The following is a 22,934-nucleotide window of genomic DNA, read 5'->3' as shown; positions in this document are numbered from 1 at the left end:
GTCGAATGGATGGTGTGACCCCGTGGCGAGCGCGTCTCCGGCGGGCCCTGGCCGGGCCTCCCGGCGTGGCCCCGCCCGTCGCGGCTCTGCTCGCCGCAGCCCTCCTCGGCCTGGCCCTGCTCGCCGTGGTCGTGCTCGCGGGGGCCGTGCTCGCCTGGGCGGTCGGCCCGGACTGGTGGCGGCCGGTCCTGGAACGGCTGCCGGGCCACCTGGTGCCGCCGTACCCGGCGGAGGACCTTCCCCCGCTGGCGATGACCGTCCTCGCGGCGGCCTGCTTGCTCACCGGGGCCGGTTGCTGGCTGCGCCGCCGCGCCGAGTCGCGGTCGCCCGCGCCGGACGAGTCCGTCGACACGCTGCTGCGGCGGGTCAGCACCTGGGGGGCCGTTCTCGGGCTGCTGCTGGCCTCGGGCAGCCTGGTCTACGCCGACGCCCGGTCCATCGAGGCCGCGCCGGAGCGGCGCAGCCCCGACGGCTACGCCGAGGCCGTACGGCGGCTCGGCTCAGGGGAGGCCGAGGTCCGCCTGGCCGCGATCCACACGTTGCGACGCCTGGCTCGGGAGTCGGAACGGGACCGCGTGACGACCGCCGACGTCATGGCCGCGTACGTGCGCGAGCACGGCTCGGCGGCGCCGCCGGGGCAGGTCGGGCGGCCGGCCGCCGACGTGCAGACGGCCCTGACCGTGCTCGGCAGCGTCCACGACGTCCCGGACGCCGGGCGCGACTGGGTGTGCAGCTGCGACCTGGCGCGCATCCGGGTGCCGGGCGCGGAGCTGAGCGGCCTGAACCTGGGCGTCGCCATCCTGACCTCGGCGGACCTGCGCGGGGCCCGGCTGAGCGGGGCGAACCTGGACCACGCCGACCTGACCCGCGCCGACCTGCGGGGAGCGCTGCTGGACGGGGCGGTTCTGCCGTACGCGGTCCTGTTCATGGCGGATCTCGGCGGGGCGGACCTGCACGGCGCCGACCTGCGCGGCGCGGACCTGTTCCAGACGGACCTGGGCAAGTCCTCCCTGCGCCGGGCGGACCTGCGCGGGGTGGACCTGTTCGAGGCGGACCTGCGCGGGGCCGACCTGCGCGGCGCGGACCTCACCGGCGCGAGCCTCAGCGGCGCGGACCTGCGTGGGGCGGACCTGCGCACGGCGATCCTGCGCGACGCGGACCTGAAGGAGACGAACCTCAAGGGCGCGGACCTGACCGGCGCGAACCTGAGCGGGACGGACCTGACCGGGACGGACCTGACGGACGCGAACCTCACGGACGCGGATCTGAGCGGGGCGGATCTGAGCGGAGCGGACCTGGGCGGGGCGGAGACCGGTGGCAGGACGAAGCTGCCCCCGGGGGTGCGGCTTGGTGGAGCGGCCGGTCAGGCCGTGTCGGTGGGTACCCAGTAGCGCCGTTTCCGCTCGGTCACGTCGATCAGCCGCCCGCCGTTGGCCTCGATGACCCGCCGCGAGGCGACGTTCGACAGGTCGCACATCACCAGCGCCTCGCCGATGCCCAGCGCCCGCGCGATCGGCAGCGCCGCGCCGAGCATCGCCGTCGCGTGCCCCTTCCGGCGGGCGCCGGGCCGTACGTCGTAGCCGATGTGGCCGCCGAGCTCCGCCAGCGCGGGCGTCAGCCGGTGGCGGATGGCGAGCCTGCCCAGGAAGCGGTCGCCGTCCGCCCACCACAGCGTGGTCATCGGCACGAACCCGGGCCGCACCCCGGCCTGGGTCCGTTCGGCGAGCACGCGGGCGACGTACGCCTCGAACGCGTCCGGCTCGACCAGCGCCGGCGCGTCCACGTCCGACACGAACCACGACAGCGGGTAGTCGGTGTCGGCCCGGAACTCGGCCATCGCGGCCAGGAACGACGTACGGAACGCGGCGGCCGGGTCCACGAAGCGGGGCATGGCGTCATCATGCCCGGAGGGGGCGGCCGACGTCGTGGAGGTGGCGCAGGGCCTGGCTCCAGGAGGCGATCAGGCCGCATTCGGCGTAGTCGACGCCCAGCGAGCGGCAGTAGTCGCGGACGATGGGCCGGGCCAGGCGCAGGTTCGGGGACGGCATGCCGGGGAACAGGTGGTGCTCGATCTGGTGGTTCAGGCCGCCGAGCGCGATGTCCAGGAGGCGGCCGCCGGTGACGTTCCTGGAGGTCAGGACCTGGCGGCGGAGGAAGTCCAGCTCGTCCTCCGCGGTCAGCACCGGCATGCCCTTGTGGTTGGGGGCGAACGTGCACCCCAGGTAGACGCCGTAGCACGCCTGGTGGACGAGCAGGAACACCAGCGCCTTGGCGGGCGGCAGGACCAGGAACAGCGCGCCCACGTAGGCCACGACGTGCGCGACCAGCAGCAGCCCTTCGGCCGGGCGGTTCTTCAGCGTCGGGCGGCGCAGCGCGCGGAAGCTCGACACCTTCAGGTTGAACCCTTCGAGGGTGAGCAGCGGGAAGAACAGCCACGCCTGCCACCGCCCGACGAACCGGGACAGCCCGCGCGCCGCCTCGGCCTGCCCGCGTGACCAGATGAGCACGTCGGGCGCGACGTCGGGGTCGTGGTCCTCGTGGTTGGGGTTGGCGTGGTGGCGGGTGTGCTTGTCCATCCACCAGCCGTAGCTCAGCCCGACGGCCAGGTTGCCGACCAGCAGCCCGGCGATCCTGCCGGTCCGCCGCGAGCGGGAGATCTGCCCGTGCGCGAGGTCGTGGGCCAGCAGCGTGACCTGGGCGAAGGCCACGGCCAGCAGCACCGCCACCGGAAGCTGCCACCAGGTGTCGCCCACGACGGCGAACACCACCCAGCTTCCCGCGAACAGAGCGGCCACCAGCCCGATCCGGAGGGCGTAGTAGCCGGGCCGCCGCTCCAGCAAGCCTGCCTCGGCTATGCGGCGCGACAATCGGGCGAAGTCGCTGCCCCGCTGCGGTCGGTCGAGGTCTACAACACTCACATCTGCCTCCGATGCCGGCGAAGTCGTCCACATGATGATCGCTTGCCAGCATCGCCAGAACCAGAGGGTACGCGGACCCCCGCTGTCACCCCTTCCTCAGGTAGGGCCAGCCCTACCGGCGTCTCCCGAGGATTCACCGGGCGGCGTGCGGAAAGAGCGAAGGAGGATGCGGGCCTGGAGGGCACATGGACGAGTTCGTGCCGGAGCTGATGGAGTGCGAGACCACGCTGGCGGGCTACCGCCGGGCGGCCTCTCTGGCCAACGCGCTGCTGGGGCGCGGCTGGGCGCTGATGGCCGAGGTGACGCCCACCGGTCCCGGCCGTCGTGCGGAGCGGGACCGGTGGCACGTCAAGGTGATCGCGACGCCGGGCGCGGCCGGCAGGGTGACACGGTGCCTCAAGGAGGCCGGACCCGGCGGTGAGGTCACCGTGCACGCTCTCGCCCGCGGTCTCGACGACTTCCTCGGCGAGCTGCTCGGCGGCCCGGGCCGGGACTAACCGCCGTCGCGCATCCTGCCGGTGGCGATGAACTCGACGGCGACCCGGTAGAAGCTCGCGATCGACTCGCCGCCCTCCAGGCCGTCACGGAGCTGCTTGCGGACCTTGGTGAACGGGAAGGCCGTGCTGCCGTCGGGCAGGGCCACGCCCCACCCGCCGTCGTCCCGCCAGTGCCAGTGCCCGCCCGCGGCCGCCGCGACGCACGCGCCCAGGTAGGACCCGAGCACGTTCACCAGGCCCTCCGCCTGGTCCGGGTCGAAGCCGGGCTGGGCCCGCCGGCGCTCGATGAAGCCCTCCACCCACGCGACGGACTCCGCGTCGAGGCCGAAGTCGATGCCGCTGACGGGGCCGAGCTGCTCGATCGCGAGGTCGACGTTCCGCTGGATCTGCCGGAGCCCCTCATCGTCCATGCGTGGATGGTGGCAGCGCCCGGCGCGTGCGTTCAAACGATTAACGGGCTCAGCTCGCGAACCTGTCGGTCACGGTCCTGGAGCTCGGCGCCTTGACCGAGACCTTGCCGCCCCAGCCGGTGTAGCGGGTCTCGACGTTGATGATGCTGCCCTCGAAGTCGGCGTAGAGACGGTCCACGCCCTTCGCGCGGAACGAGCTCCACAGCCTGGTCGGCAGCCCGGACGGGGCCAGCGTCAGCGTGTACGAGATCGGCGTGTCGGCGGCCCAGGAGCTCAGCTCGGAGCCGGCGAACCACGGCGAGACCTTGGTCAGCGCGGCGAACGTGATCGTTCCGGTGACCTTGCTCCCCTCCCTCTTGCCCTTCTTCAGCAGCGCCGACAGCGTCGCCGGCTCGGCGGGGTTGAGCACCTGCAGGTAGACGCCGGGCATCGCGCCGCCGCCCTTGACGCTGAGCCACGACTTGCCCTTGGGCAGGTGCTCGGCGAGTGAGTCGCCCTTGTAGTACGTCCTCCCGCCCGTGGAGATCACCCGCTCCTTGGTGTCGTCCCAGGCGGTGATGGTGAGGTCGTAGTTCAACCCCTTCTTGGCGAACTGCAGCACGCCCTTGTTCTCGTACGCGTGGAGCGTGTCGGTGCCGTCGGACCATTCGGCCGTCTCGCTGAACCGCACGCCGTGGCCCGGGACCAGCTTGGCCTTCAGCGCCCGTACGGGGTCCTTGGGCGCCGCCTGCGCGGGTGCGGCGGTCACCAGGAACACGCCGCACACCGCTAACGCGGTGATCGTTTTCTTCAACATGACGGACGATCATGCCGTGGCCGGGTCACGGCCGGGCCACGGCGGGCGCGCATCCGTCAGTAGCCGGGGAAGACGCGGCGGAGCAGGTCGAGGTCGGCGGCGCCGGTCGTGGTCACGCCGCCCGGCGTGTGGCGCGGCGCGAGCCGGCCGGAGATCAGGCGCAGCCACGCCTCGGCGGGCAGGGCGAGGGTGCCGTCCGGCTGCTCGGGAACGTCGAAGCCGACGCTGATCGGCGGCTTCAGCCGCAGCACGAAGACGGACTCGGGGTCGGTCGTGGTGACCTGGAGGTCCAGGGTGCGGCCGTCGAGCCGGTCGACCTTGCCGATCCAGGCGAACAGGTCGGGCCCCTGGTGCAGCAGGGCGGCCGTCGCGTCGGGGGCGAGCGTGGCGTGCTCGTCGAAGGCGACGCGGACGTCCCAGGAGTGCAGGGCGAGCTCGTTGAGCCGCATCCGGCTCACGGTGGCGACGTCGACCGGGGCGGGCATGAAGCCCAGGTCGACGCGGAGGCCGTCGCGGGCGGAGGCGTCCAGGGACTCGTAGAGCGCGGTCAGGGTTTCGTTGGCCTGGAGGAAGCCGTCGGCGCGCTCCCGCCGGGTCATGGCGTCCCATCGGTCCCAGACGCTCTGGTTGAAGTCGTGCCCGGGGCCGGGAGCGCCGTCGAGCGCGGCCTGCAGAACGGCCCGCCCGATCTCGGCGCCGCTGCCCAGATGGCTGACGACCTGCGAGATGTCCCATTCCGCGGCGGCCGAGGGCCTGGCCAGGTCCTCGTCGGTGAGTCCGGACACCAGCCCGGACAGCTCGTCGTGTCCGGTCCGCAGTGCGGCGATGGCCGTGTCGGCGCTGCTCATCGCGTCTCCCAAACGTTCAGGCGGGGCAGGTCGTCCCGCCCAAACTACCGCCCGCGCCGAGCATGATCATCAGCGGCCCGGCGGCCTACAGGTTGCGCAGGACCGACACCACGACGCCCAGCACCACGGCCTCGTCGCCGTCGATGTCGGCGTAGGCCGGGTTGCGCGCCTCGAGCAGGACGTGGCCGCCGCGGCGGCGGAACACCTTGACGGTGGCCTCCCCGTCGATCATGGCGGCGACGATCTGGCCGGAGTGCGCCTCGGGCTGCCGGCGCACCACGACGAGGTCGCCGTCGCAGATCGCGGCGTCGATCATCGAGTCGCCGCGCACCCGCAGCGCGAACACGGTGCCCCGGCCCGTCAGGTCGCGCGGCAGGGTGAGCTGGTCGTCCACGTGCTGCTCGGCGAGGATGGGCGTGCCCGCGGCGATGTCGCCGACCACGGGCACGCTCACCAGGTCGCTCGCCGTCTCCTGCGCGGGCTCGCGCAGGAACAGGCGTACGTCGATCGGGCGCGTCATCGTGCCGGCCCGGCGGAGGAACCCCTTCTCCTCCAGGCTCTTCAGATGCTTCGAGACCGACGACGGCGAGCGCAGGCCGACCGCCCGGCCGAGCTCTCGGGTGCTCGGCGGATAGCCGTGCCGGACCACGTGGTCGCGGATCGCCGCCAGGATCCGCTGCTGGCGCGGCGGCAGGGCCGAGGCGTGCTCGAACGCGTCGAGATCGTCGTAGGCGGTCACCTGCGACATCGTAGCCCGGCGCCGCCCGCCGGGCTCAATCGCGGCGGCTGATGCGGATCATGTTGCCCGCGGGGTCGCGGAAGGCGCAGTCGCGCACCCCGTACGGCTGGTCGGTCGGCTCCTGCATCACCTCGGCGCCGGTCGCCTGCAGCTTGTCGAAGGCGGCGTCGACGTCGTCGGCGGACAGCAGGATGCCGCCGAAGGTCCCCTTGGCCATCATCTCGGTGATGACGCGCTGCTCCTCCTCGGTGACGCCGGGGTCGGCGCCGGGCGGGTAGAGCACGATGGAGGTCTCAGGCTGTCCGGGCGGGCCGACGGTGATCCAGCGCATGCCGCCGTGGCCGACGTCCTTACGGACCTCGAAGCCGAGGGTGTCCCGGTAGAAGGCGAGGGCGGCCTCGGGATCGTCGTGCGGCAGGAAGCTCGCGTTGATGGTGATGTCCATGGCCGTCACGCTAACGGCGTCCCCGCGGCCGGTGCTTCTCGATTCCTGACCGGCCTGGTGACCTGTTTGGCCACGCACGACGGCATGCCCGCCGTCGCCTCCGCCGCCTGCCGCCGGTAGGTGCTCGGCGGCACGCCGACGAGCTCGGCGAAGCGGGTGCTGAAGGTGCCGAGCGAGGAGCAGCCGACCTCGAAGCAGACCTCCGTGACGGTGAGGTCGCCGCGGCGCAGCAGCGCCATCGCGCGCTCGATGCGCCGCGTCATCAGGTACGAGTAGGGGGACTCCCCGTAGGCGCGCCGGAACTCGCGGCTGAGGTGCCCGGACGACATGTTCACGCCGCGGGCGAGCGCCTCGACGTCCAGCGGCTGGGCGTACTCGCGGTCGATGCGGTCGCGGACGCGGCGCAGCAGCGCGAGCAGGCGCAGCCGCTGCTGCTGCGCGGCGTCCTCGGGCCCTGGTTGGTTCGGTCGCACGATGCCATCTTCCCGAGCCGGTCTCCGGCTCGTCCACCTGCCCCCGGCGGGGGCAGTGATCAGCCGCCGACGTACGCCGCCAGGTGCTCGCCGGTGAGGGTCGAGCGGGCGGCGACGAGGTCGGCCGGGGTGCCCTCGAAGACGATCCGGCCGCCGTCGTGTCCCGCGCCGGGACCGAGGTCGATGATCCAGTCGGCGTGCGCCATCACCGCCTGGTGGTGCTCGATGACGATGACCGACTTGCCGCTGTCGACGAGCCGGTCGAGCAGGCCGAGCAGGTGCTCGACGTCGGCCAGGTGCAGGCCCGTGGTGGGCTCGTCGAGGACGTAGACGCCGCCCTTCTCCCCCATGTGGGTGGCCAGCTTGAGCCGCTGCCGCTCGCCGCCGGACAGCGTGGTGAGCGGCTGGCCGAGGCTGAGGTAGCCGAGCCCGACGTCGGCGAGCCTGCGCAGGATGGCGTGCGCGGCCGGGATGCGGGTCTCGCCCGCCGCGAAGAACTCCTCGGCCTCGCTCACCGGCATGGCCAGCACCTCGCTGATGTCCCGGCCGCCGAGGCGGTGCTCCAGCACCGCGGCCTGGAAGCGCCTGCCTTCGCACTCCTCGCAGGTGGTGCTGACGCCGGCCATCATCCCGAGGTCGGTGTAGACGACGCCGGCGCCGTTGCAGGCGGGGCAGGCGCCCTCGGAGTTGGCGCTGAACAGCGCCGGCTTCACGCCGTTGGCCTTCGCGAACGCCTTGCGGATCGGTTCGAGCAGCCCGGTGTAGGTGGCCGGGTTGCTCCGCCGCGAGCCGCGGATCGGCGTCTGGTCGACCGCCACCACGCCGTCCCTGCGCGCCACCGAGCCGTGGATGAGCGAGCTCTTGCCCGATCCGGCGACGCCGGTCACCACGACCAGCACGCCGAGCGGGATGTCGACGTTCACGTCCCGCAGGTTGTGCAGGCGGGCGCCGCGCACCTCCAGCGCCCCCGACGGCTTACGCACCGACGCCTTGAGCGCGGCCCGGTCGTCCAGGTGCCGGCCGGTCAGCGTGCCGGCGGCGCGCAGCCCGTCCACGCTGCCCTCGTACACCACCTCGCCGCCGCCGGTGCCCGCGCCGGGGCCGAGGTCGACGACGTGGTCGGCGATCGCGATCATCTCGGGCTTGTGCTCGACGACCAGGACGGTGTTGCCCTTGTCGCGCAGCCGCCGCAGCAGCGTGTTCATGCGCTCGATGTCGTGCGGGTGCAGGCCGATCGACGGCTCGTCGAAGACGTACGTGACGTCGGTGAGCGACGAGCCGAGATGCCTGATCATCTTGACCCGCTGCGCCTCGCCGCCCGACAGCGTGCCGGAGGGGCGGTCCAGGCTGAGGTAGCCCAGCCCGATCTCCACGAACGAGTCCAGCGTGTGCCGCAGCGCGGCCAGCAGCGGCGCGACGGACGGCTCGTCCAGGCCGCTCACCCATTCGGCCAGGTCGCTGATCTGCATGGCGCAGAGGTCGGCGATGTTCACGCCGTGGATCTTCGAGGAGCGCGCGGCCTCGCTCAGCCGGCTGCCGTCGCACTCGGGACAGGTGGTGAAGGTGACCGCCCGGTCCACGAACGCGCGGATGTGCGGCTGCATCGCCTCGCGGTCCTTGGACAGGAACGACTTCTGGATCTTCGGGATCAGACCTTCGAGCGTGAGGTTGACGCCCTCGACCTTCACCTTGGTCGGCTCGCGGTAGAGGAAGTCCCGCAGCTCCTTCTCGGTGAACTCGCGGATCGGCTTGTCCGGGTCGAACAGCCCCGACTCGGCGTAGACCCGGACGGTGAAGAAGCTGTCGGACTTCCAGCCGGGGATGGTGAACGCGCCCTCGGAGAGCGACTTGGAGTCGTCGTAGAGCTGGGTGAGGTCGATGTCGGAGACCGTGCCCCTGCCTTCGCAGCGCGGGCACATGCCGCCGGTGAGGGTGAAGTTCTGCTTCACGGTCTTGCCGGCGCCGCGTTCGACGGTGATGGCGCCGCTGGCCCGTACGGACGGGACGTTGAAGGAGAACGCCTGTGGCGAGCCGATGTGCGGCTTCCCGAGCCGGCTGAACAGGATGCGCAGCATCGCGTTGGCGTCGGTGGCGGTGCCGACCGTGGAGCGCGGATCGGCGCCCATGCGCTGCTGGTCGACGATGATGGCCGTGGTCAGCCCGTCGAGCACGTCGACCTCGGGCCGGGCCAGCGTCGGCATGAAGCCCTGCACGAAGGCGCTGTAGGTCTCGTTGATCAGCCGCTGCGACTCGGCCGCGATCGTGTCGAACACCAGCGAGCTCTTGCCCGAGCCCGACACGCCGGTGAACACCGTCAGCCGGCGCTTCGGGATCGCGACGCTCACGTCCTTGAGGTTGTTCTCGCGGGCGCCGTGCACCCGGATCAGGTCGTGGCCGTCGGCGAGATGCGACGCAGGCGACTGCGCTTCCGTTCGGGTGTCCATGCTCATCGTGTCTCCGTGGGGTGGTCGCCCGGCTCGGGTCAGTGCACCTTACCTGCCTCGGCGCGGCCCCGGGGCGCCTGGTCACGGTAGCCGGAGGGCGAGAGCGGGCGCTTCTCGATTCCTGACCCGTCGGGGTGAGGGCGCGACCCACCTCTAAGATCATTCGCATCGTCACCCCACTCCGGGCCGCCGTCGCCCGTCACCGCTTCGGGCGCACCGCCGTCGTCGTCGCCGCGCTCTACCTGACCGTGTGCGCCGCCGCGGCGGCGTACGGCGGCGTGTTCCTGCTCGGCCAGTTCGTGACGGGGATGGTGTGGCCGTGCCGGACGTCCTGTGGCCGCTGCTCGCAGCGGGCTGCGGGTTCAACGCGTGGCTGCTGTGGCAGGCGCTGCGCGGCCCCGCTCTCCCCCGCGCCGGCGCCCGCGCGGCCGGTGGTCTGGCTGCGGCGCCTGCTCTACGCGGACGTCGCCGGCGACCTGCTGCTGTGGGAGCTGGCCGACGAGCTGTCCGGCCGGGCGGTGTACGTGGTGCGCCAGGCCGTGTGGGCGGCCACGTTGGTCCTGCTGGTACGGACCCTCTCCGGCGTCACACCCCGGTTCCGGGTGATCGCCATCGGGCTCGGCCTGGGCGGTGTCCTGGGCGCGCTGCTGCGGCTGTGGCCCGGCGGCCCCTACGTCTCGTGGTTGCCGCTGCTGGTGCTGGGCGCCAGGGCGATGATCCTCATCGGGCAGCGCCGCGACGGGCGGTGGAGCGCGGCCACCGTCCGCTTCGGCTGGGTCGCGCTGCTCGCCCCGTCCGCCTTCGCCCTGCCGCGCGCCGCGCTCGGCCGCGGTGAGGCGCTCGACGGCCTGGACCTGGTGGCGGACGTGCTCGGCGGGCTGAGCATCGTGTGGGCGGCGCGCACCGCGAACGAGCTCACCGCACCCCCGGCGAACGCCGTGCCTCCTGCCGGGAGCCGCCTGCCGCGGTCGCTCGTCGCCGCCGTGCTGATGCTCCCGCTGGCCGTGGTCGGGGCCGAGCAGGGCGTCCGGCTCACCTACACCGGCGCGGACGACGGCTGCCGCGACCGGATCCGGCCGGTCGCGGCAGCCGGGCCCGAGGAGCGGCGGGAGGCGTTCCTCTGCCTGGCCAGGCACGACACCTTCGCGGGCGGGACGATGTTCCCCGAGGACCTGCCGGACCAGCGGATCCTGGCCCGCGCGGAGAAGCTGTGCGCGCAGGCCGGCGACTCGGAGCGGATGGCGCTCTACCAGCGGGACGGAAGGGCGGACGCCGTCGAGCTGGCCCAGGCCCTGGAGTACCTGTGTCCCGGCATCGTCGCACGGCAGACGGCGGACGCGGCCCGCCGGCAGGCCGAGCAGGACCGCGAGCTGGCCGCGTGGCAGGCCGAGTCCAACGCCCGCTGCGCCGACCCGTGGCCGGGGGCGCGGGCCCGTCGGCAGGGCACGGCCGCGTACTCGCTGTCCGAAGGAGGCGGCTACACCGTCTTCGACGACCGGGACGGCACCGGCGACGAGCCTGACCGTTTCGAGGTCCCCGAGGACGGGTTCATCGCCGTGGCCGGCAGCGGCGCGGTCGTCGCCACCCGCGCCGACCTCGCCACGATGTGCCTGACGGTCAAGGCCTTCCTGGCTGCCCCGCCGCTCCGGTTGACCGGCTGGGACGAGGTGGTCGAGGTGGGGATCCTCAGTCGCAGCGGCCGGCTGGTCGTGCCGCCGTACCCCGAGGACGGCGGCAGCGGGGCGCTTCGCCCGCTGCCCGACCTGGCGGTCGGCGGGCCCGGCCACTACCGCCTGCGCGTCCACACCCGGCTGCTCGAATGGGACGAGGACGATCCCGGCGCGCCCGAAGAGGAGCATCTGGTCGTCGTCTTCCCCGGTGGCTCGGCGGAGAAGGTCGTGCACCGCTCGCGAGGATGACCAGCGCAAGAATCGGTCTCCGGCTCCGACTTACCGGCAAAGGGCAACCGGAGGAGATGACATGAAGTTTCTGCTGATCATGCACAACAACCCGCTGGTGTGGGACGCGCTGACCGAGGAGGAGCGCCAGGAGGTGATGAGCGGCCACGGCCCGTTCATGGAGACCGTGCGCGAGTCCGGGGAGCTGGTCGGCAGCATCGCGCTGGCCGACCCGACACGGAGCGCGGTGGTACGGGTGCGCGGCGGCGTGCCGGCGGTGACGGACGGCCCCTACCTGGAGGCCAAGGAGTTCCTCGGCGGCTACTACCTGGTGGAGTGCGACAGCCGGGAGCGTGCCCTGGAACTGGCCGCGCTCATCCCGGACGCCCGGGTCGACGGGCCCGGCGTCGAGGTACGGCCGGTGATCTTCGACGGCACGGCCGGCGGCTGAGCACGCGGTGAAGTTCCTGCTGAGCCTCTACCCCGCCGCAGACCGGCATGGGGGACACGAGGAGTTCCTGGCCGCGGCCGGGCGGGAGGGCGAGCTGGTCGGCGCGTACGAGCTCGCCGATCCGTCCCTGAGCGCCGTCGTCCGGGTGCGGGACGGGGTCGCGGCGGTGACTGAGGGCCCGTACCCGCCGGGCCTGGAGCATGTCCGCGGCCAGTACGTCCTCGACTGCGAGAGCCGCGAACGCGCCCTGGAGCTGGCCGCGCTGCTGCCCGCGGGCGGCGGCGTGGAGGTGCGGCCGCTGATGGACCCGGCCGGGATGGAGATGTGACCGCCTCCCCCGGCCGGCTCGGGGACCTGCTGCGCGAGCTGGCGCCGCAGGTCCTCGGGGCGCTGCTGCGCCGGCACGGCGGGTTCGAGGAGTGCGAGGACGCGACGCAGGAGGCGCTGCTCGCCGCGGCGGCGCAGTGGCCGGTCGAGGGCGTCCCGGACAGCCCGCGCTCCTGGCTGGTCTCCGTCGCCCACCGCCGCCTGGTCGACCACATCCGCAGCGAGCAGGCGCGCCGCCGCAGGGAGGTCACCGCGGCGGCGCGTGAGCTCCCGGACGCCGCGCCCGGCTACGAGGACGGTCCCGGCGACCGGGACGACACCCTCGCGCTGCTGTTCCTGTGCTGCCATCCGGCGCTGACGCCCGCCTCGCAGGTGGCGCTGACGCTGCGGGCCGTCGGCGGGCTCACCACCGCCGAGGTGGCGCGGGCCTTCCTCGTGCCGGAGGCCACCATGGCGCCGCGCATCAGCCGCGCCAAGCAGCGGATCAGGGCGGCGGGCGCGTCGTTCGCGATGCCGTCGGCGCGGGAGCGGGCCGGGCGGCTCGCGGCCGTCCTGCACGCGCTCTACCTGATCTTCAACGAGGGTTACACCGCCAGCTCAGGTCCCGAGCTGCACCGCGGCGAGCTCACGTCGGAGGCGATCCGGCTCACCCGCGCGCTGCACCGCTCCCTGCCGGCCGACGGCGAGGTGGCCGGGCTGCTGGCGCTGATGCTGCTGACCGACGCCCGCCGGGCCGCCCGGACCGGCCCGGACGGCGCTCTCGTGCCGCTGGCCGCGCAGGACCGCGCCCGGTGGGACGCCGCCCTGGTCGAGGAGGGCGTGGCGCTGGTGTCCGGCGCCATGGCCGCCTCGCCGCTCGGCCCGTACCAGCTCCAGGCGGCGATCGCCGCGCTGCACGTCCAGGCGCCGCGCGCCGAGGACACCGACTGGGAGCAGATCCGCGTGCTGTACGGGATCCTCTGCCGCATCGCGCCGAACCCGATGGCGGCGCTCAACCACGCCGTCGCGGTCGCGATGACCCGCGGCCCGCGCGCCGGGCTGGCCCTGCTCGCGGAGCTGGACGCCGATCCCCGGATGGCCGGCCACCACCGCCTGCACGCCGTCCGCGCCCACCTCCGAGAGCTGGCCGGCGACCGCGCGGCGGCCCTGGAGAGCTACCGCGAGGCGGCCCGCCGCACCACGAGCCTGCCCGAACAGCGCTATCTGCTGGGCCGCGCGGCCGAGCTCGCCGACCGGCCGTAAACCATCGGTGTGGCGCAGGTCACCTCGTCCTCCTGTCACACGCCCTGGGCGGGCGGCATCTCGTGTTCGCCCAATGAGCGATGTGGAGGAATCATCATGAACGCAGCACTGGACACCCTGCGCCGCGACTTCGGCGGCGACGTGATCGGCCCGGACGACGCCGGCTACGCCGCGGCCGGCCGATCGCTGCTGGTGCCGGGCAGCCCCGCCCTCGTCCTGCGGCCCAAGACCGTCACCGACGTACGGGCGGGCGTACGCTACGCCGCCGCCACCGGGCTGCCGCTGTCCGTGCGCGGCGGCGGGCACGGCTTCGCCGGCTTCGCCACGAACGACGGCGGCGTGGTGCTCGACCTGGCCCATCTGGCGCAGGTCGAGATCGTGGACGAGCGGCGTCACCTCGTACGGATCGGCGGCGGCGCCACCTGGGGCCAGGTCGCCGACGCCCTCGCCCCGCACGGCCTGGCGATCTCCTCGGGCGACACCAGGAGCGTCGGCGTCGGCGGGCTGACGCTGAGCGGCGGCATCGGCTGGAAGGTGCGCAAGCACGGCCTGGCCCTGGACAGTCTGGTCGCCGCCGAGGTGGTCACCGCCGCCGGGGAGGTCGTGCGGGCGAGTGCCGAGGAGAACCCCGAGCTGTTCTGGGCGCTTCGCGGCGGCGGCGGCAACTTCGGGGTGGTGACCGCGTTCGTGTTCGCGGCCCACCCGACGACGGACGTCTTCCACGGCACGATCGCCTTCCCGGCGGCGGAGGCGGCCGCGGTGCTCCAGGGGTGGGCGGAGCACCTGCGTACCGCGCCCGAGGAGCTCACCTCCATCGCCGACTTCGCCAACCCCTTCGCCGGCGGCCCGCAGGCGCCGGTGCAGGTCCACGTCGCCTTCGACGGGGACGACCCGCGGCTCGCGGCGCGGGCGATCGACCCGCTCCGCCGGCTCGGCACGGTGACCGGCGACGGCGTCACGCTGAAGCCGTACGCGGAGACGCTCGCGGAGGGCCTGGTGCCGCCGCCCGGCATCCGGCTCGTGACGCGGAGCGGGTTCGCCGGGGCGGGTGCGGTGCCCGAGGTGCTGCGCGTGCTGGTCGCGGCGGGGGCGGCGGAGGGAGCGCCGTTCATCTCCCTGCGCGCGGTCGGCGGCGCGGTGGCCCGGGTGCCGGCCGACGCCACCGCGTACGCGCACCGCGACGCCGCCCTGATGGTGGTGACCACGAACGCGGGACCCGAGCCGGTGCTCGCGGCGGCCCGTCCGGCGCTGGACACCCTCTGGCGCGACCTCGCGCCGCACGTGGACGGCGCCTACGCCAACTTCCTGGCCTCGGCCACCGAGGAGGACGTCGCGGCGGTCTACCCGGCGCCGACGTACGACCGGCTCGCCGCCGTCAAGCGCCGCCACGACCCGGAGAACCTGTTCGCCCGCAACCACAACATCCGCCCCCGCTGACCAGCGGCTACACCCGGCGCAGTCCCGCGATGAGCAGCCCGACCAGGGGGCGGGCGTCGTAGCGGGAGTCGTTCTCCGCGCCGATGCACAGGTTGCCGACGCCGCGCATGAGCTGCAGGGCGGCGACGTCCGAGCGGATCTCGCCGGCCGCCGCCGCGGCGTCGAGCAGCCGCCCGCACACCGGCACGAGCCGGTCGAGGAAGTACGCGTGCAGCGCCTCGAACCCGGCCTCGTCGGAGCGCAGCACGGCGGCCAGGCCGTGCTTGGTGACCAGGAAGTCGATGAACAGGTTGATCCACTTGCCCAGGGCGGCGTAGGGGGTCGGCCCGGCCGCCAGCAGGGCCGGGCCAGCCTCGGCCAGGGCCTCGATCTGGTGCCGGTAGACGGCGATGATGAGGTCGGCCCTGGTCGGGAAGTGGCGGTAGATCGTGGCCGTGCCGACGCCCGCCTCGGCCGCGATGTCCCGGATGGGCGCCTCGACGCCCGAGGTGACGAAGACCGCCGCGGCGGCGTCGAGCAGGGTCTTCTCGTTGCGCCGGGCGTCGGCCCGCTTGCGCGGGGCGCCCTTCTCGCTGTCGCTCACTGCGCCCTTCTCGCTGTCGCTCACCGCGCCCTTTCCGCTGTCGCTCACCGCGCCGCTCCTTCCGCCGGCACCGCCCGGCTTGCTAAACGGGACACTGTCCCGTATGTTCTAAACGGGACACAGTCCCACTTGTTCTCTCTCCCATGATGCCAGAGCGCGCGCCCGCATCCTCCTCCGCGAACCCCCGGCCGTCCGGCCGGAAGGAGCACACCCATGCCCTACGACTCCCCGCCCAGCTTCGGGATCATGACCGCGCCGATGCAGGTCGGCTACCACGACGTCCTGCGGGTCTGGCGCGAGGCGGACACGATCCCGGCGATCGGCCACGCCTGGCTGTTCGACCACCTCCTGCCGATCGCGGGCGACCTGACCGGCCCCGTCCACGAAGGCTGGACCCTGCTCGCCGCCCTCGCCGCGCAGACCCGGCGGCTGCGGCTCGGCCTGATGGTGACCAGCAACCGGTTCCGGCCGCCCGCGCTGCTTGCCAAGATCGCCACAACCGTCGACATCGTCTCCGGCGGACGCCTCGACTTCGGCATCGGCGTCGGCTCGCGCCCCGACCACCCCCTGGCCCGGCGCGAGTACGAGGCCCACGGCCTCCCCTTCCACGACACCGCCCACGCCGTGGCCAGCCTGGCCGAGGCGTGCACGGTGATCCGGCGGCTGTGGACCGAGGACAAGCCGTTCGACTTCGACGGCGCCCACCACCGGCTGAAGGGCGCGTTCGGCAACCCCAAGCCGGTGCAGCGCCCCCATCCGCCCATCCTCATCGGCGGGCGCTCGTCAGCGACGCTGCGCGTGGCCGCCGAACACGCCGACCTGTGGAACATCCCCGGCGGCGGCGACATCAACGACCTCGCCGGCCGCTCGGCCCTGCTGGACCGCTACTGCGCCGAGATCGGCCGCGACCCGGCCGCGATCACCCGCTCGATCCACCTGCCCGTCTCCTACGACCGGCCCGGCCCCACCAGGGACGCGATCGGCGCGGCGGTCGAGGCCGGATTCCGGCACGTCGTGCTCGGCCTGCCCGCCCCCTACCCCGACGGCGTCGCCCGATGGGTCGCCGACGAGCTCATCCCCACCCACTGACGCAAAGGAAGACCGCTCCCATGAGCATGACGGACACGACGACCACCGCCGCCCAGGTCGTCTCGGTGAAGCCGGTGGTGCTGCCCGCCCCCGACCGCGGCGAGGACCTGCGGGTGCGGGTCTCCGCCCCCGCGACCGGGCGGAACCTGCCGGTCGTCATCTTCTCGCACGGCTTCGGCTGGTCGATGGACGGCTACGGGCCGCTCGCCGACCACTGGGCGGCGCACGGGTTCGTGGTCGTCCAGCCCACCCACCTCGACTCGCGGACGCTCGCCCTGCCGCCCGACGATCCCCGTACCCCGCTCATCTGGCGGTGGCGGGTGGCCGACCTGACGCACGTCCTGGACCGGCTGGACGCCGTCGAGGCCGCCGTGCCCGGCCTCGCCGGACGCCTCGACCACGACCGGATCGCCGTGGCCGGGCACTCCTGGGGCGGACAGACGGCCAGCATGCTGCTCGGCGCGCGCGTCCTCGACGCCGCGGGCCGGCCGGGAGAGGACCTGTCCGACCGGCGGGTCAGGGCAGGCGTGCTGTTCGCCACCCCGGGATCAGGCGGGGCCGACCTGACGCCGTTCGCGGCCGAACACTTCCCCTTCATGAACCCGGACTTCACGCGGATGACCACGCCGGCGCTCGTGGTCGCGGGCGACCAGGACCGGTCGGCGCTGTCGGTACGGGGCCCGGACTGGTTCACCGACCCGTACCGGCTGAGCCCGGGAGGCAAGAGCCTGCTCACCCTGTTCGGGGCGGAGCACTCGCTCGGCGGGATCGTCGGCCCCGGCGCCGCCGAGACCACGGACGAGAGCCCGGCCCGCGTCGCCCTGATCCAGCGGCTCACCACCGCCTACCTCCGCAGCGCCCTCGACCCGGGCGACCCCGCCTGGCCGGCCGCGTGCGCGGCGGCGGAGCAGGGCCCGCTGGGGCGGATCGAGACGCGCTGACCGGCTCAGCCCGCCAGGCGTGGCAGGTCCTGCCGTGACTGGTCGGCCAGCATGCGGGCGACGTCGGACACCAGCCCCCGCCGCCGGTACGCGGCCCGCTGCCGCGCCGCGCCCGAGCCGTGCCGGTGCAGCACGTCCAGCCCCTCGTCCATGAGGGGCAGGTCGCCGAGGGCGCGCAGCGCGGGGCCGATGTGGTCGATCAGCGTGTCCACCAGCCGCCAGACGGGCAGCCTGCGGCCGGTGAGCTGGTCGATGTTCTCCCCCTCCAGCCCGTCGCGGGCGGCCCGCCAGCTCGCGGCGGCGAGCAGGGTCTGGTCCACGTTCGGCGCCGGCCGTCCCGCGCGTACGTCCCCGAGCGCCGTGGCGGCCAGCGCCCTGACCAGCCCCGTGAGGAGCACCACCTCGGCCACGGTCTGGCAGGTGTCGGCCACCCGGACCTCGATCGCCGGCCCCTCGGAGGAGAGCCTGGCCTGCCACTCGGGGACCACCCCGGTGGCGTGCAGCCCTTCGACCAGCCAGTCGTGGTGCTCGGCGGACCGGAACCAGGGCGGCGGCCCGGCGGCGGGACGGTGGCTCCCGGCCATGGCGCGCCCGCTCGCGCAGCCGGTGTCCGCGCCGCCGCCGATCGGCGAGTTCACGGTCAGCGCCTGCAGCACGGGCAGCCAGGGCCGCAGGTGGTTGACCACCTGGACGGCCTCCTCCCGGTCGTCAACGCCGAGCCACACGTGACAGCCGGCGTCGCCCGGCAGGTCGCCCGACAGCGCGGTGCCCGTCGCCGCCACCCCGGCGCCCGCGCCGTCGGCCGCGGCGACCACGACGGCGCGCAGCCGCAGCAGCTCCTCCCGCAGGCTCGCCAGCTCGGTGTGCGGGCCGCTGCGGGTCTCGATCTGGAATCCGGTCCGCGTCGTCAACTGGTCCCGGGCGGCGCCGCCGGCGCGCTCGCGCACGTCGCCGGCGACCGGCATCACCTTCGCGGTGGCCGGGTCCAGAAGAATGAACCCCTCCTCGACTCCCATGGTCACATCCGTTTCAGCCATGGGACCCCCTCTTCCCCGTACGTACGCGGCCTTGCGGATCAGTCTCGTGCGGCCGGGCGCGGCGTGCGCGGGAACAGGACCGCGGCGGCGATCGTGACGATCATCACGGCGGCGACGGCCAGCACGACGAAGAGGAGCGCCGGCACCAGCAGGCGCTCTGAGGAGGAGACCGAGGGCGGGAAAGGGGAGAATTCGCTCCTTTCCACCTTCAACCTATAGCGCACCCGGGGGCTTGCGGCAAGACCCCGGTCGTGCTGGACAATCGGCGGCCGAGGCCGAGAACCTGCGAAAACGCCGGAGTGCACTACGTGAATCACCGATCGACCATCAGCGTGTTCGACCTGCCCGAGCGGCTGTCCGCCAAGGCCGACCCGGCGCTGATCGCCCGCGATGAGCAGCACTTCGCGGCCGTCGCCGCGGCCTTGGAGCAGACGGTGGCCGAGTTGTCGGACCGTCTCGACGCCACGCGCAGGGCCCCCGGCGGCGCGGGCCGGGCGGCGCTGGACCGGGACCTGGAGGTCCACCGGTTGAGCGCCCGCCTGCGCACGCTGCGCCGCTTCGGGCTCGACCTGTGCCTCGGCCGCATGGTCGGCGGGGACGGGGCGGAGCCGGTCTACGTCGGACGCCTGGGCCTGACCGACCGGGAGGGCCGCCGGCTGCTGCTGGACTGGCGGTCCCCTGCGGCCGAGCCGTTCTTCGGCGCCACCCACGCCAACCCGATGGGCCTGGCCAGCCGCCGCCGCTACCGCTGGACCCGCGGCCGGATCAGCGACTACTGGGACGAGGTGTTCACCGCGGACGGGCTCGACGGGCACGCCGCGCTGGACGACCAGTCGGCCTTCATCGCCAGTCTGGGCGGCAGCCGCTCGCCGCGGATGCGGGACGTGCTCGCCACCATCCAGGCCGACCAGGACGCCGTCATCCGGGCGAGCTCCCGCGGCGCGCTGGTCGTGGACGGCGGTCCGGGCACCGGCAAGACCGTCGTCGCCCTGCACCGTTCGGCGTACCTGCTCTACGCCGATCCGCGGCTCGGCCACAACCGGGGCGGCGTGCTGTTCGTCGGGCCGCACCAGCCGTACCTGGCGTACGTCGCCGACGTCCTGCCCAGTCTCGGCGAGGAGGGCGTGCAGACCTGCACCCTGCGCGACCTCGTGCCCGAGGGCGCGACGGCGGCGGCCGAGAGCGATCCCGAGGTGGCCCGGCTGAAGGCGTCCGCGGACCTGGTGAAGGCGATCGAGCCGGCCGTCAGGTTCTACGAGAACCCGCCGACCAAGGGCATGACGATCACCACCGAGTGGGCCGACGTCCGGCTCGGCCCCGATGACTGGGCGGAGGCGTTCGCGGCGCCGGAGCCCGGCACCCCGCACAACGAGGCGCGCGACCGCATCTGGGAGGAACTGGCCGAGATCATCGTCGGCAAGCACGACGACGAGGACGTCCCCGCCGACCTGGTCCGCAGGTCGCTGCTGCGCGACCGGCAGCTGCTGACGGCCTTCAACCGCGCCTGGCCGGTGATCGAGCCGGCCGACCTCGTCGGCGACCTGTGGTCGGTGCCCGCGTACCTGCGGCTGTGCGCGCCCTGGCTCGGCAAGGAGGAGATCCGGCGGCTGCAGCGTGCCGACGCGCAGGCGTGGACGGTGTCGGACCTGCCGCTGCTGGACGCGGCCCGGCAGCGGCTCGGCGACCCGGAGTCCTCGCGGCGCAGGCGCAGGCAGGAGGCCGCCGCCGCGGCGGAGCGCGAGCGCATGGCCGGCGTGGTCGACAACCTGCTCCAGGCCGACGACGACGGCGAGGCGGCGGTGACGATGCTGCGCGGGGCGGACCTCCGGGAGGCCCTGGTGGACGAGGGCGCGCTGCCCGCCGCCGAACCCGACCGGCTGGCCGGCCCGTTCGCGCACATCGTGGTGGACGAGGCCCAGGAGCTGACCGACGCGGAGTGGCAGATGCTGCTGCTGCGCTGCCCGTCGCGGAGCTTCACCGTGGTCGGGGACCGTGCCCAGGCCAGGCATGGGTTCACCGAGTCGTGGCGGGAGCGGCTGGAACGGGTCGGGCTGGACCGGATCACCCTCGCCTCGCTCACCGTGAACTACCGGACGCCGGAGGAGATCATGGCGGAGGCCGAGCCGGTCATCCGGGCCGCGCTCCCCGACGCCAACGTGCCGACGTCCATCCGCGCCGGGGGCGTCCCCGTACGGCACGGGTCGGTGGCGGAGCTGGACACGATCGTGGACGGCTGGCTCGCCGAGCACCCCGAGGGGGTGGCCTGCGTCATCGGCGATCCGGCGTTCGAGGCGCGGCCCCGGGTCCGGTCGCTGACGCCGCAGCTGGCGAAGGGGCTGGAGTTCGACCTGGTGGTCCTCGTCGATCCGGAGCGGTTCGGCGAGGGCGTCGAAGGGGCAGTGGACCGCTACGTCGCGATGACCCGCGCGACCCAGCGGCTCGCCATCCTGACCAGCTCCTGATCCCGCGTCGCCGCGGCACTGTGACAGGGGTCACAGTGCCGTGGTGTCACAGCGGGGCCGCGGGCGGTGTCACATGCGTGGCACTTTCGACGGCGAATGGGCAGGAGCGACCATGAGCGAACGCGGCACAGGCGGCGAGCACCGGCTGGACGCGGCGACCGAGGAATTCGTCGCCCACCGGAACCTGCTGTTCACCGTCGCCTACGAGCTGCTCGGCTCGGCCGCCGACGCCGAGGACGTCCTGCAGGAGACCTGGATGCGGTGGGCGGGCGTGGACCTCGGCACCGTACGGGACCGGCGCGCCTACCTGGTGCGGATCACCACCAGGCAGGCGCTCGGCCGGCTGCGCACGCTCGGCCGGCGCAGGGAGTCCTACCTCGGGCCCTGGCTGCCCGAGCCGCTGCTGACCTCGCCGGACGTGGCCGAGGACGTCGAGCTGGCCGACAGCGTCTCCACCGCGATGCTGCTGGTGCTGGAGACGCTGCAGCCGACCGAGCGGGCGGTGTTCGTGCTGCGCGAGGTGTTCGCCGTGGACTACGACGAGATCGCCGAGACCGTCGGCAAGAGCCCGGCCGCGGTCCGGCAGATCGCGCACCGGGCGCGGGCGCACGTCGCCGAGCGGCGGCCGCGCGGCAGCGCGTCCCCCGCCGAGATCAGGAACGCGCTGGCGGCCTTCCAGGGGGCGGTCGAGACCGGCGACCTACGCCGGCTGCTCGACATCCTCGCCCCGGACGTGGTCATGCTCGGCGACGGCGGCGGGGTCGCCAAGGCCGCGCTGACCCCCCTGGTCGGGCCCGGCCAGGTCGCCACGCTGGTGGCCAGGCTGCGCACGCCCGACGCGCCGGTCATGCTGGAGCAGGCACAGATCAACGGCCATCCGGCGCTGATCATCCGGCTCGACGGCGCGATCAGCACCGTCCTCACGGTACGGATCGACGACGGCCTCATCACCGGCATCTACGCCGTCCGCAACCCCGAGAAGCTGTCGCACGTCGAGCGGGAGACCCCGGTCAGCCGATGAGGCTCAGGCCAGGGTGGCGCCGCCGTCGACGGTGATGACCTGGCCGGTGACGTAGTTGTTCGCCATGAGGAACAGGGCGGAGGCGGCGGCCTCCTCGGCGGTGCCGACACGGCCGAGCGGCGCGCCCGCTCCGGCGGCGGCGACTCCCTCGTCGGAGTCCATGCCGGGACCGAGCGCAGGAGCGGGGTGTCGATCATGCCGAAGCGTACGGCGTTCACGCGCTGACGGGCCGGGGCGAGCTCCACGGCGAGGGCCCTGGTCAGGGTCTCCACGGCGCCGGCGAACGACAGCGGCGCGCTCATCCCGGGCCTGGGGCGGGTGACGAGCGTTCCCGAGCTGAACGTGAGCGAGCCTCCGGCGGGCAGGTGGGCCGCGGCCGCACGGGCGGCGGCGAACGTGGGCCAGAGGCGGGAGTCGAGGAGCGTGCCGAGGCCGTCGCGCGACACCCCGCTCACGGGGCCCGCGCCGGCCATGCCGCCCGCGGTGACGAGGACGTGGTCGGTGTGCCCGGCCCGGTCGAAGGCCTCGTCGAGGGTGCGCTCGTCGCCGCCGTCGCCGGCGACGCCCACCACGGCGTCGTCGGGGTCCTCCTCCTGGCCCGCCTCGCGTACCCGGGCGACGGCGGCCTTCAGCCGGCCGGGGTCGCGTCCGACCAGGACGACGCGCGCGCCGACGGAACGCAGCAGGACGCCCGCCGCGAGGCCGATGCCCGAGCTCGCGCCGATGAGGACGGCGGTCGCGCCGGCGAGGCCGGTGGGCAGCGGGGAGCGTACGGGGACGGGCGCGGTGGTGTCGGTGGGCATGGGATGCCTTCCTGCTGGATGGTGAGGAATAAACCATCTGGTTGTTTTATTTCTGTTCCCGATCCTGCCGCTC

General features: G+C 73.8%; 24 protein-coding genes and 1 pseudogene. 11 read left to right on the top strand and 14 right to left on the bottom strand.

Annotated elements, in window-relative coordinates:
• The first annotated feature begins 14 nt into the window (after positions 1 to 14).
• Positions 15 to 1,391 (top strand): pentapeptide repeat-containing protein, encoded by a 1,377-nt coding sequence (locus SMD20_RS08255; RefSeq protein ID WP_329577160.1) that lies wholly within the window; start codon positions 15 to 17, stop codon positions 1,389 to 1,391.
• Here SMD20_RS08255 and SMD20_RS08250 read toward each other — a convergent pair.
• Positions 1,364 to 1,891 (bottom strand): GNAT family N-acetyltransferase, encoded by a 528-nt coding sequence (locus SMD20_RS08250; protein WP_329577157.1) that lies wholly within the window; start codon positions 1,889 to 1,891, stop codon positions 1,364 to 1,366. The two genes, SMD20_RS08255 and SMD20_RS08250, sit on opposite strands and share 28 nt — an antisense overlap.
• 7 nt (positions 1,892 to 1,898) lie before the next feature.
• The gene (locus SMD20_RS08245) at positions 1,899 to 2,951 is read right to left on the bottom strand and encodes a fatty acid desaturase family protein (protein WP_442942455.1); all 1,053 of its coding nucleotides are present in this window, start codon (positions 2,949 to 2,951) and stop codon (positions 1,899 to 1,901) included.
• A 152-nt stretch (positions 2,952 to 3,103) separates the two neighbouring features.
• On the opposite strand from SMD20_RS08245, the gene SMD20_RS08240 reads away from it, so the two are divergent.
• On the top strand, positions 3,104 to 3,415 hold the full coding sequence (locus tag SMD20_RS08240; RefSeq protein WP_329577151.1) for a hypothetical protein: 312 nt from the start codon (positions 3,104 to 3,106) through the stop codon (positions 3,413 to 3,415).
• Here SMD20_RS08240 and SMD20_RS08235 read toward each other — a convergent pair.
• The 7 genes from SMD20_RS08235 to SMD20_RS08205 all read right to left on the bottom strand — a co-directional run bounded on the left by SMD20_RS08235 (position 3,412) and on the right by SMD20_RS08205 (position 9,570).
• Positions 3,412 to 3,825: a hypothetical protein gene (locus SMD20_RS08235; protein ID WP_329577149.1), complete on the bottom strand. Its 414-nt coding sequence runs from the start codon at positions 3,823 to 3,825 to the stop codon at positions 3,412 to 3,414. The two genes, SMD20_RS08240 and SMD20_RS08235, sit on opposite strands and share 4 nt — an antisense overlap.
• A 49-nt stretch (positions 3,826 to 3,874) precedes the next feature.
• Complete coding sequence (locus tag SMD20_RS08230) at positions 3,875 to 4,621, bottom strand: hypothetical protein (RefSeq protein ID WP_329577146.1); 747 nt, start codon at positions 4,619 to 4,621, stop codon at positions 3,875 to 3,877.
• A gap of 56 nt (positions 4,622 to 4,677) precedes the next feature.
• A complete protein-coding gene (locus tag SMD20_RS08225) occupies positions 4,678 to 5,469 on the bottom strand; it encodes a maleylpyruvate isomerase family mycothiol-dependent enzyme (RefSeq protein WP_329577143.1) in 792 nt (263 codons plus the stop codon).
• Between the two features lie 85 nt (positions 5,470 to 5,554).
• Positions 5,555 to 6,217 (bottom strand): transcriptional repressor LexA, encoded by a 663-nt coding sequence (gene lexA, locus SMD20_RS08220; protein ID WP_329577140.1) that lies wholly within the window; start codon positions 6,215 to 6,217, stop codon positions 5,555 to 5,557.
• Positions 6,218 to 6,242: 25 nt separating this feature from the next.
• Positions 6,243 to 6,653, bottom strand: a complete 411-nt coding sequence (locus tag SMD20_RS08215; RefSeq protein ID WP_329577138.1) for a VOC family protein — start codon at positions 6,651 to 6,653, stop codon at positions 6,243 to 6,245.
• 5 nt (positions 6,654 to 6,658) lie between these two features.
• On the bottom strand, positions 6,659 to 7,126 hold the full coding sequence (locus SMD20_RS08210; RefSeq protein ID WP_329577135.1) for a helix-turn-helix transcriptional regulator: 468 nt from the start codon (positions 7,124 to 7,126) through the stop codon (positions 6,659 to 6,661).
• Between the two features lie 59 nt (positions 7,127 to 7,185).
• Positions 7,186 to 9,570: an excinuclease ABC subunit UvrA gene (locus SMD20_RS08205; protein ID WP_329577132.1), complete on the bottom strand. Its 2,385-nt coding sequence runs from the start codon at positions 9,568 to 9,570 to the stop codon at positions 7,186 to 7,188.
• A gap of 134 nt (positions 9,571 to 9,704) precedes the next feature.
• Here SMD20_RS08205 and SMD20_RS08200 point away from each other — a divergent pair, with 134 nt between their 5' ends.
• From SMD20_RS08200 to SMD20_RS08180, 5 genes are all read left to right on the top strand, one after another.
• Entirely contained in the window at positions 9,705 to 11,489 is a 1,785-nt protein-coding gene (locus SMD20_RS08200; RefSeq protein ID WP_329577129.1) for a hypothetical protein, read from the top strand.
• 61 nt (positions 11,490 to 11,550) lie between these two features.
• Positions 11,551 to 11,919 (top strand): YciI family protein, encoded by a 369-nt coding sequence (locus SMD20_RS08195; RefSeq protein ID WP_329577126.1) that lies wholly within the window; start codon positions 11,551 to 11,553, stop codon positions 11,917 to 11,919.
• A 7-nt stretch (positions 11,920 to 11,926) separates the two neighbouring features.
• Positions 11,927 to 12,247 (top strand): YciI family protein, encoded by a 321-nt coding sequence (locus SMD20_RS08190; protein WP_329577123.1) that lies wholly within the window; start codon positions 11,927 to 11,929, stop codon positions 12,245 to 12,247.
• Complete coding sequence (locus SMD20_RS08185) at positions 12,244 to 13,488, top strand: RNA polymerase sigma factor (protein ID WP_329577120.1); 1,245 nt, start codon at positions 12,244 to 12,246, stop codon at positions 13,486 to 13,488. Before SMD20_RS08190 ends, SMD20_RS08185 begins: the two co-directional genes overlap by 4 nt.
• Before the next feature lie 96 nt (positions 13,489 to 13,584).
• Positions 13,585 to 14,925, top strand: coding sequence for an FAD-binding oxidoreductase (locus SMD20_RS08180; RefSeq protein WP_329577117.1), 1,341 nt, complete (start codon positions 13,585 to 13,587; stop codon positions 14,923 to 14,925).
• A 7-nt stretch (positions 14,926 to 14,932) separates the two neighbouring features.
• Here the strand turns inward: SMD20_RS08180 and SMD20_RS08175 are convergent, their stop codons facing one another.
• A complete protein-coding gene (locus SMD20_RS08175; RefSeq protein WP_329592472.1) occupies positions 14,933 to 15,532 on the bottom strand; it encodes a TetR/AcrR family transcriptional regulator in 600 nt (199 codons plus the stop codon).
• A gap of 189 nt (positions 15,533 to 15,721) precedes the next feature.
• Here SMD20_RS08175 and SMD20_RS08170 point away from each other — a divergent pair, with 189 nt between their 5' ends.
• Both SMD20_RS08170 and SMD20_RS08165 read left to right on the top strand, forming a co-directional pair.
• The gene (locus SMD20_RS08170; RefSeq protein ID WP_329577115.1) at positions 15,722 to 16,597 is read left to right on the top strand and encodes an LLM class flavin-dependent oxidoreductase; all 876 of its coding nucleotides are present in this window, start codon (positions 15,722 to 15,724) and stop codon (positions 16,595 to 16,597) included.
• A gap of 20 nt (positions 16,598 to 16,617) precedes the next feature.
• Positions 16,618 to 17,538, top strand: a complete 921-nt coding sequence (locus SMD20_RS08165; protein WP_329577112.1) for an alpha/beta hydrolase family protein — start codon at positions 16,618 to 16,620, stop codon at positions 17,536 to 17,538.
• Between the two features lie 5 nt (positions 17,539 to 17,543).
• Here SMD20_RS08165 and SMD20_RS08160 read toward each other — a convergent pair whose 3' ends face one another.
• Both SMD20_RS08160 and SMD20_RS08155 read right to left on the bottom strand, forming a co-directional pair.
• A complete protein-coding gene (locus SMD20_RS08160) occupies positions 17,544 to 18,575 on the bottom strand; it encodes a carboxylate-amine ligase (RefSeq protein ID WP_329577108.1) in 1,032 nt (343 codons plus the stop codon).
• Between the two features lie 38 nt (positions 18,576 to 18,613).
• Positions 18,614 to 18,781: a hypothetical protein gene (locus SMD20_RS08155; RefSeq protein WP_329577105.1), complete on the bottom strand. Its 168-nt coding sequence runs from the start codon at positions 18,779 to 18,781 to the stop codon at positions 18,614 to 18,616.
• Positions 18,782 to 18,883: 102 nt separating this feature from the next.
• On the opposite strand from SMD20_RS08155, the gene helR reads away from it, so the two are divergent.
• A complete protein-coding gene (gene helR, locus SMD20_RS08150; protein WP_329577102.1) occupies positions 18,884 to 21,037 on the top strand; it encodes an RNA polymerase recycling motor ATPase HelR in 2,154 nt (717 codons plus the stop codon).
• Between the two features lie 112 nt (positions 21,038 to 21,149).
• Positions 21,150 to 22,058, top strand: a complete 909-nt coding sequence (locus tag SMD20_RS08145; RefSeq protein WP_329577099.1) for an RNA polymerase sigma-70 factor — start codon at positions 21,150 to 21,152, stop codon at positions 22,056 to 22,058.
• A 3-nt stretch (positions 22,059 to 22,061) separates the two neighbouring features.
• On the opposite strand, the gene SMD20_RS48325 is transcribed toward SMD20_RS08145, so the two are convergent.
• Positions 22,062 to 22,220, bottom strand: coding sequence for an SDR family oxidoreductase (locus SMD20_RS48325; protein ID WP_442942590.1), 159 nt, complete (start codon positions 22,218 to 22,220; stop codon positions 22,062 to 22,064).
• Between the two features lie 56 nt (positions 22,221 to 22,276).
• A pseudogene (locus SMD20_RS08140) lies at positions 22,277 to 22,861 on the bottom strand (SDR family oxidoreductase); the annotation flags it as partial.
• Positions 22,862 to 22,934: the final 73 nt, after the last annotated feature.

The sequence above is a fragment of the Nonomuraea sp. LP-02 genome, assembly GCF_036289125.1.
GTDB classification, from domain to species: Bacteria; Actinomycetota; Actinomycetes; order Streptosporangiales; family Streptosporangiaceae; genus Nonomuraea; species Nonomuraea bangladeshensis.
The sequence above is the reverse complement of the archived record's forward strand: the minus strand, read 5'-3'. Positions and strand labels throughout refer to the sequence as shown.

What these genes read in the sequence shown, in the direction of transcription:
- SMD20_RS08250 (WP_329577157.1), bottom strand. Translation starts at nt 1,891, where the DNA reads ATGCCCCGCTTCGTGGACCCGGCCGCCGCGTTCCGTACGTCGTTCCTG.
- SMD20_RS08245 (WP_442942455.1), bottom strand. Translation starts at nt 2,951, where the DNA reads ATGTGGACGACTTCGCCGGCATCGGAGGCAGATGTGAGTGTTGTAGAC.
- SMD20_RS08240 (WP_329577151.1), top strand. Translation starts at nt 3,104, where the DNA reads ATGGACGAGTTCGTGCCGGAGCTGATGGAGTGCGAGACCACGCTGGCG.
- SMD20_RS08235 (WP_329577149.1), bottom strand. Translation starts at nt 3,825, where the DNA reads ATGGACGATGAGGGGCTCCGGCAGATCCAGCGGAACGTCGACCTCGCG.
- SMD20_RS08230 (WP_329577146.1), bottom strand. Translation starts at nt 4,621, where the DNA reads ATGTTGAAGAAAACGATCACCGCGTTAGCGGTGTGCGGCGTGTTCCTG.
- SMD20_RS08225 (WP_329577143.1), bottom strand. Translation starts at nt 5,469, where the DNA reads ATGAGCAGCGCCGACACGGCCATCGCCGCACTGCGGACCGGACACGAC.
- lexA (WP_329577140.1), bottom strand. Translation starts at nt 6,217, where the DNA reads ATGTCGCAGGTGACCGCCTACGACGATCTCGACGCGTTCGAGCACGCC.
- SMD20_RS08215 (WP_329577138.1), bottom strand. Translation starts at nt 6,653, where the DNA reads ATGGACATCACCATCAACGCGAGCTTCCTGCCGCACGACGATCCCGAG.
- SMD20_RS08205 (WP_329577132.1), bottom strand. Translation starts at nt 9,570, where the DNA reads ATGGACACCCGAACGGAAGCGCAGTCGCCTGCGTCGCATCTCGCCGAC.
- SMD20_RS08195 (WP_329577126.1), top strand. Translation starts at nt 11,551, where the DNA reads ATGAAGTTTCTGCTGATCATGCACAACAACCCGCTGGTGTGGGACGCG.
- SMD20_RS08180 (WP_329577117.1), top strand. Translation starts at nt 13,585, where the DNA reads ATGAACGCAGCACTGGACACCCTGCGCCGCGACTTCGGCGGCGACGTG.
- SMD20_RS08170 (WP_329577115.1), top strand. Translation starts at nt 15,722, where the DNA reads ATGCCCTACGACTCCCCGCCCAGCTTCGGGATCATGACCGCGCCGATG.
- SMD20_RS08165 (WP_329577112.1), top strand. Translation starts at nt 16,618, where the DNA reads ATGAGCATGACGGACACGACGACCACCGCCGCCCAGGTCGTCTCGGTG.
- SMD20_RS08160 (WP_329577108.1), bottom strand. Translation starts at nt 18,575, where the DNA reads ATGGCTGAAACGGATGTGACCATGGGAGTCGAGGAGGGGTTCATTCTT.
- SMD20_RS08145 (WP_329577099.1), top strand. Translation starts at nt 21,150, where the DNA reads ATGAGCGAACGCGGCACAGGCGGCGAGCACCGGCTGGACGCGGCGACC.
- SMD20_RS48325 (WP_442942590.1), bottom strand. Translation starts at nt 22,220, where the DNA reads ATGGACTCCGACGAGGGAGTCGCCGCCGCCGGAGCGGGCGCGCCGCTC.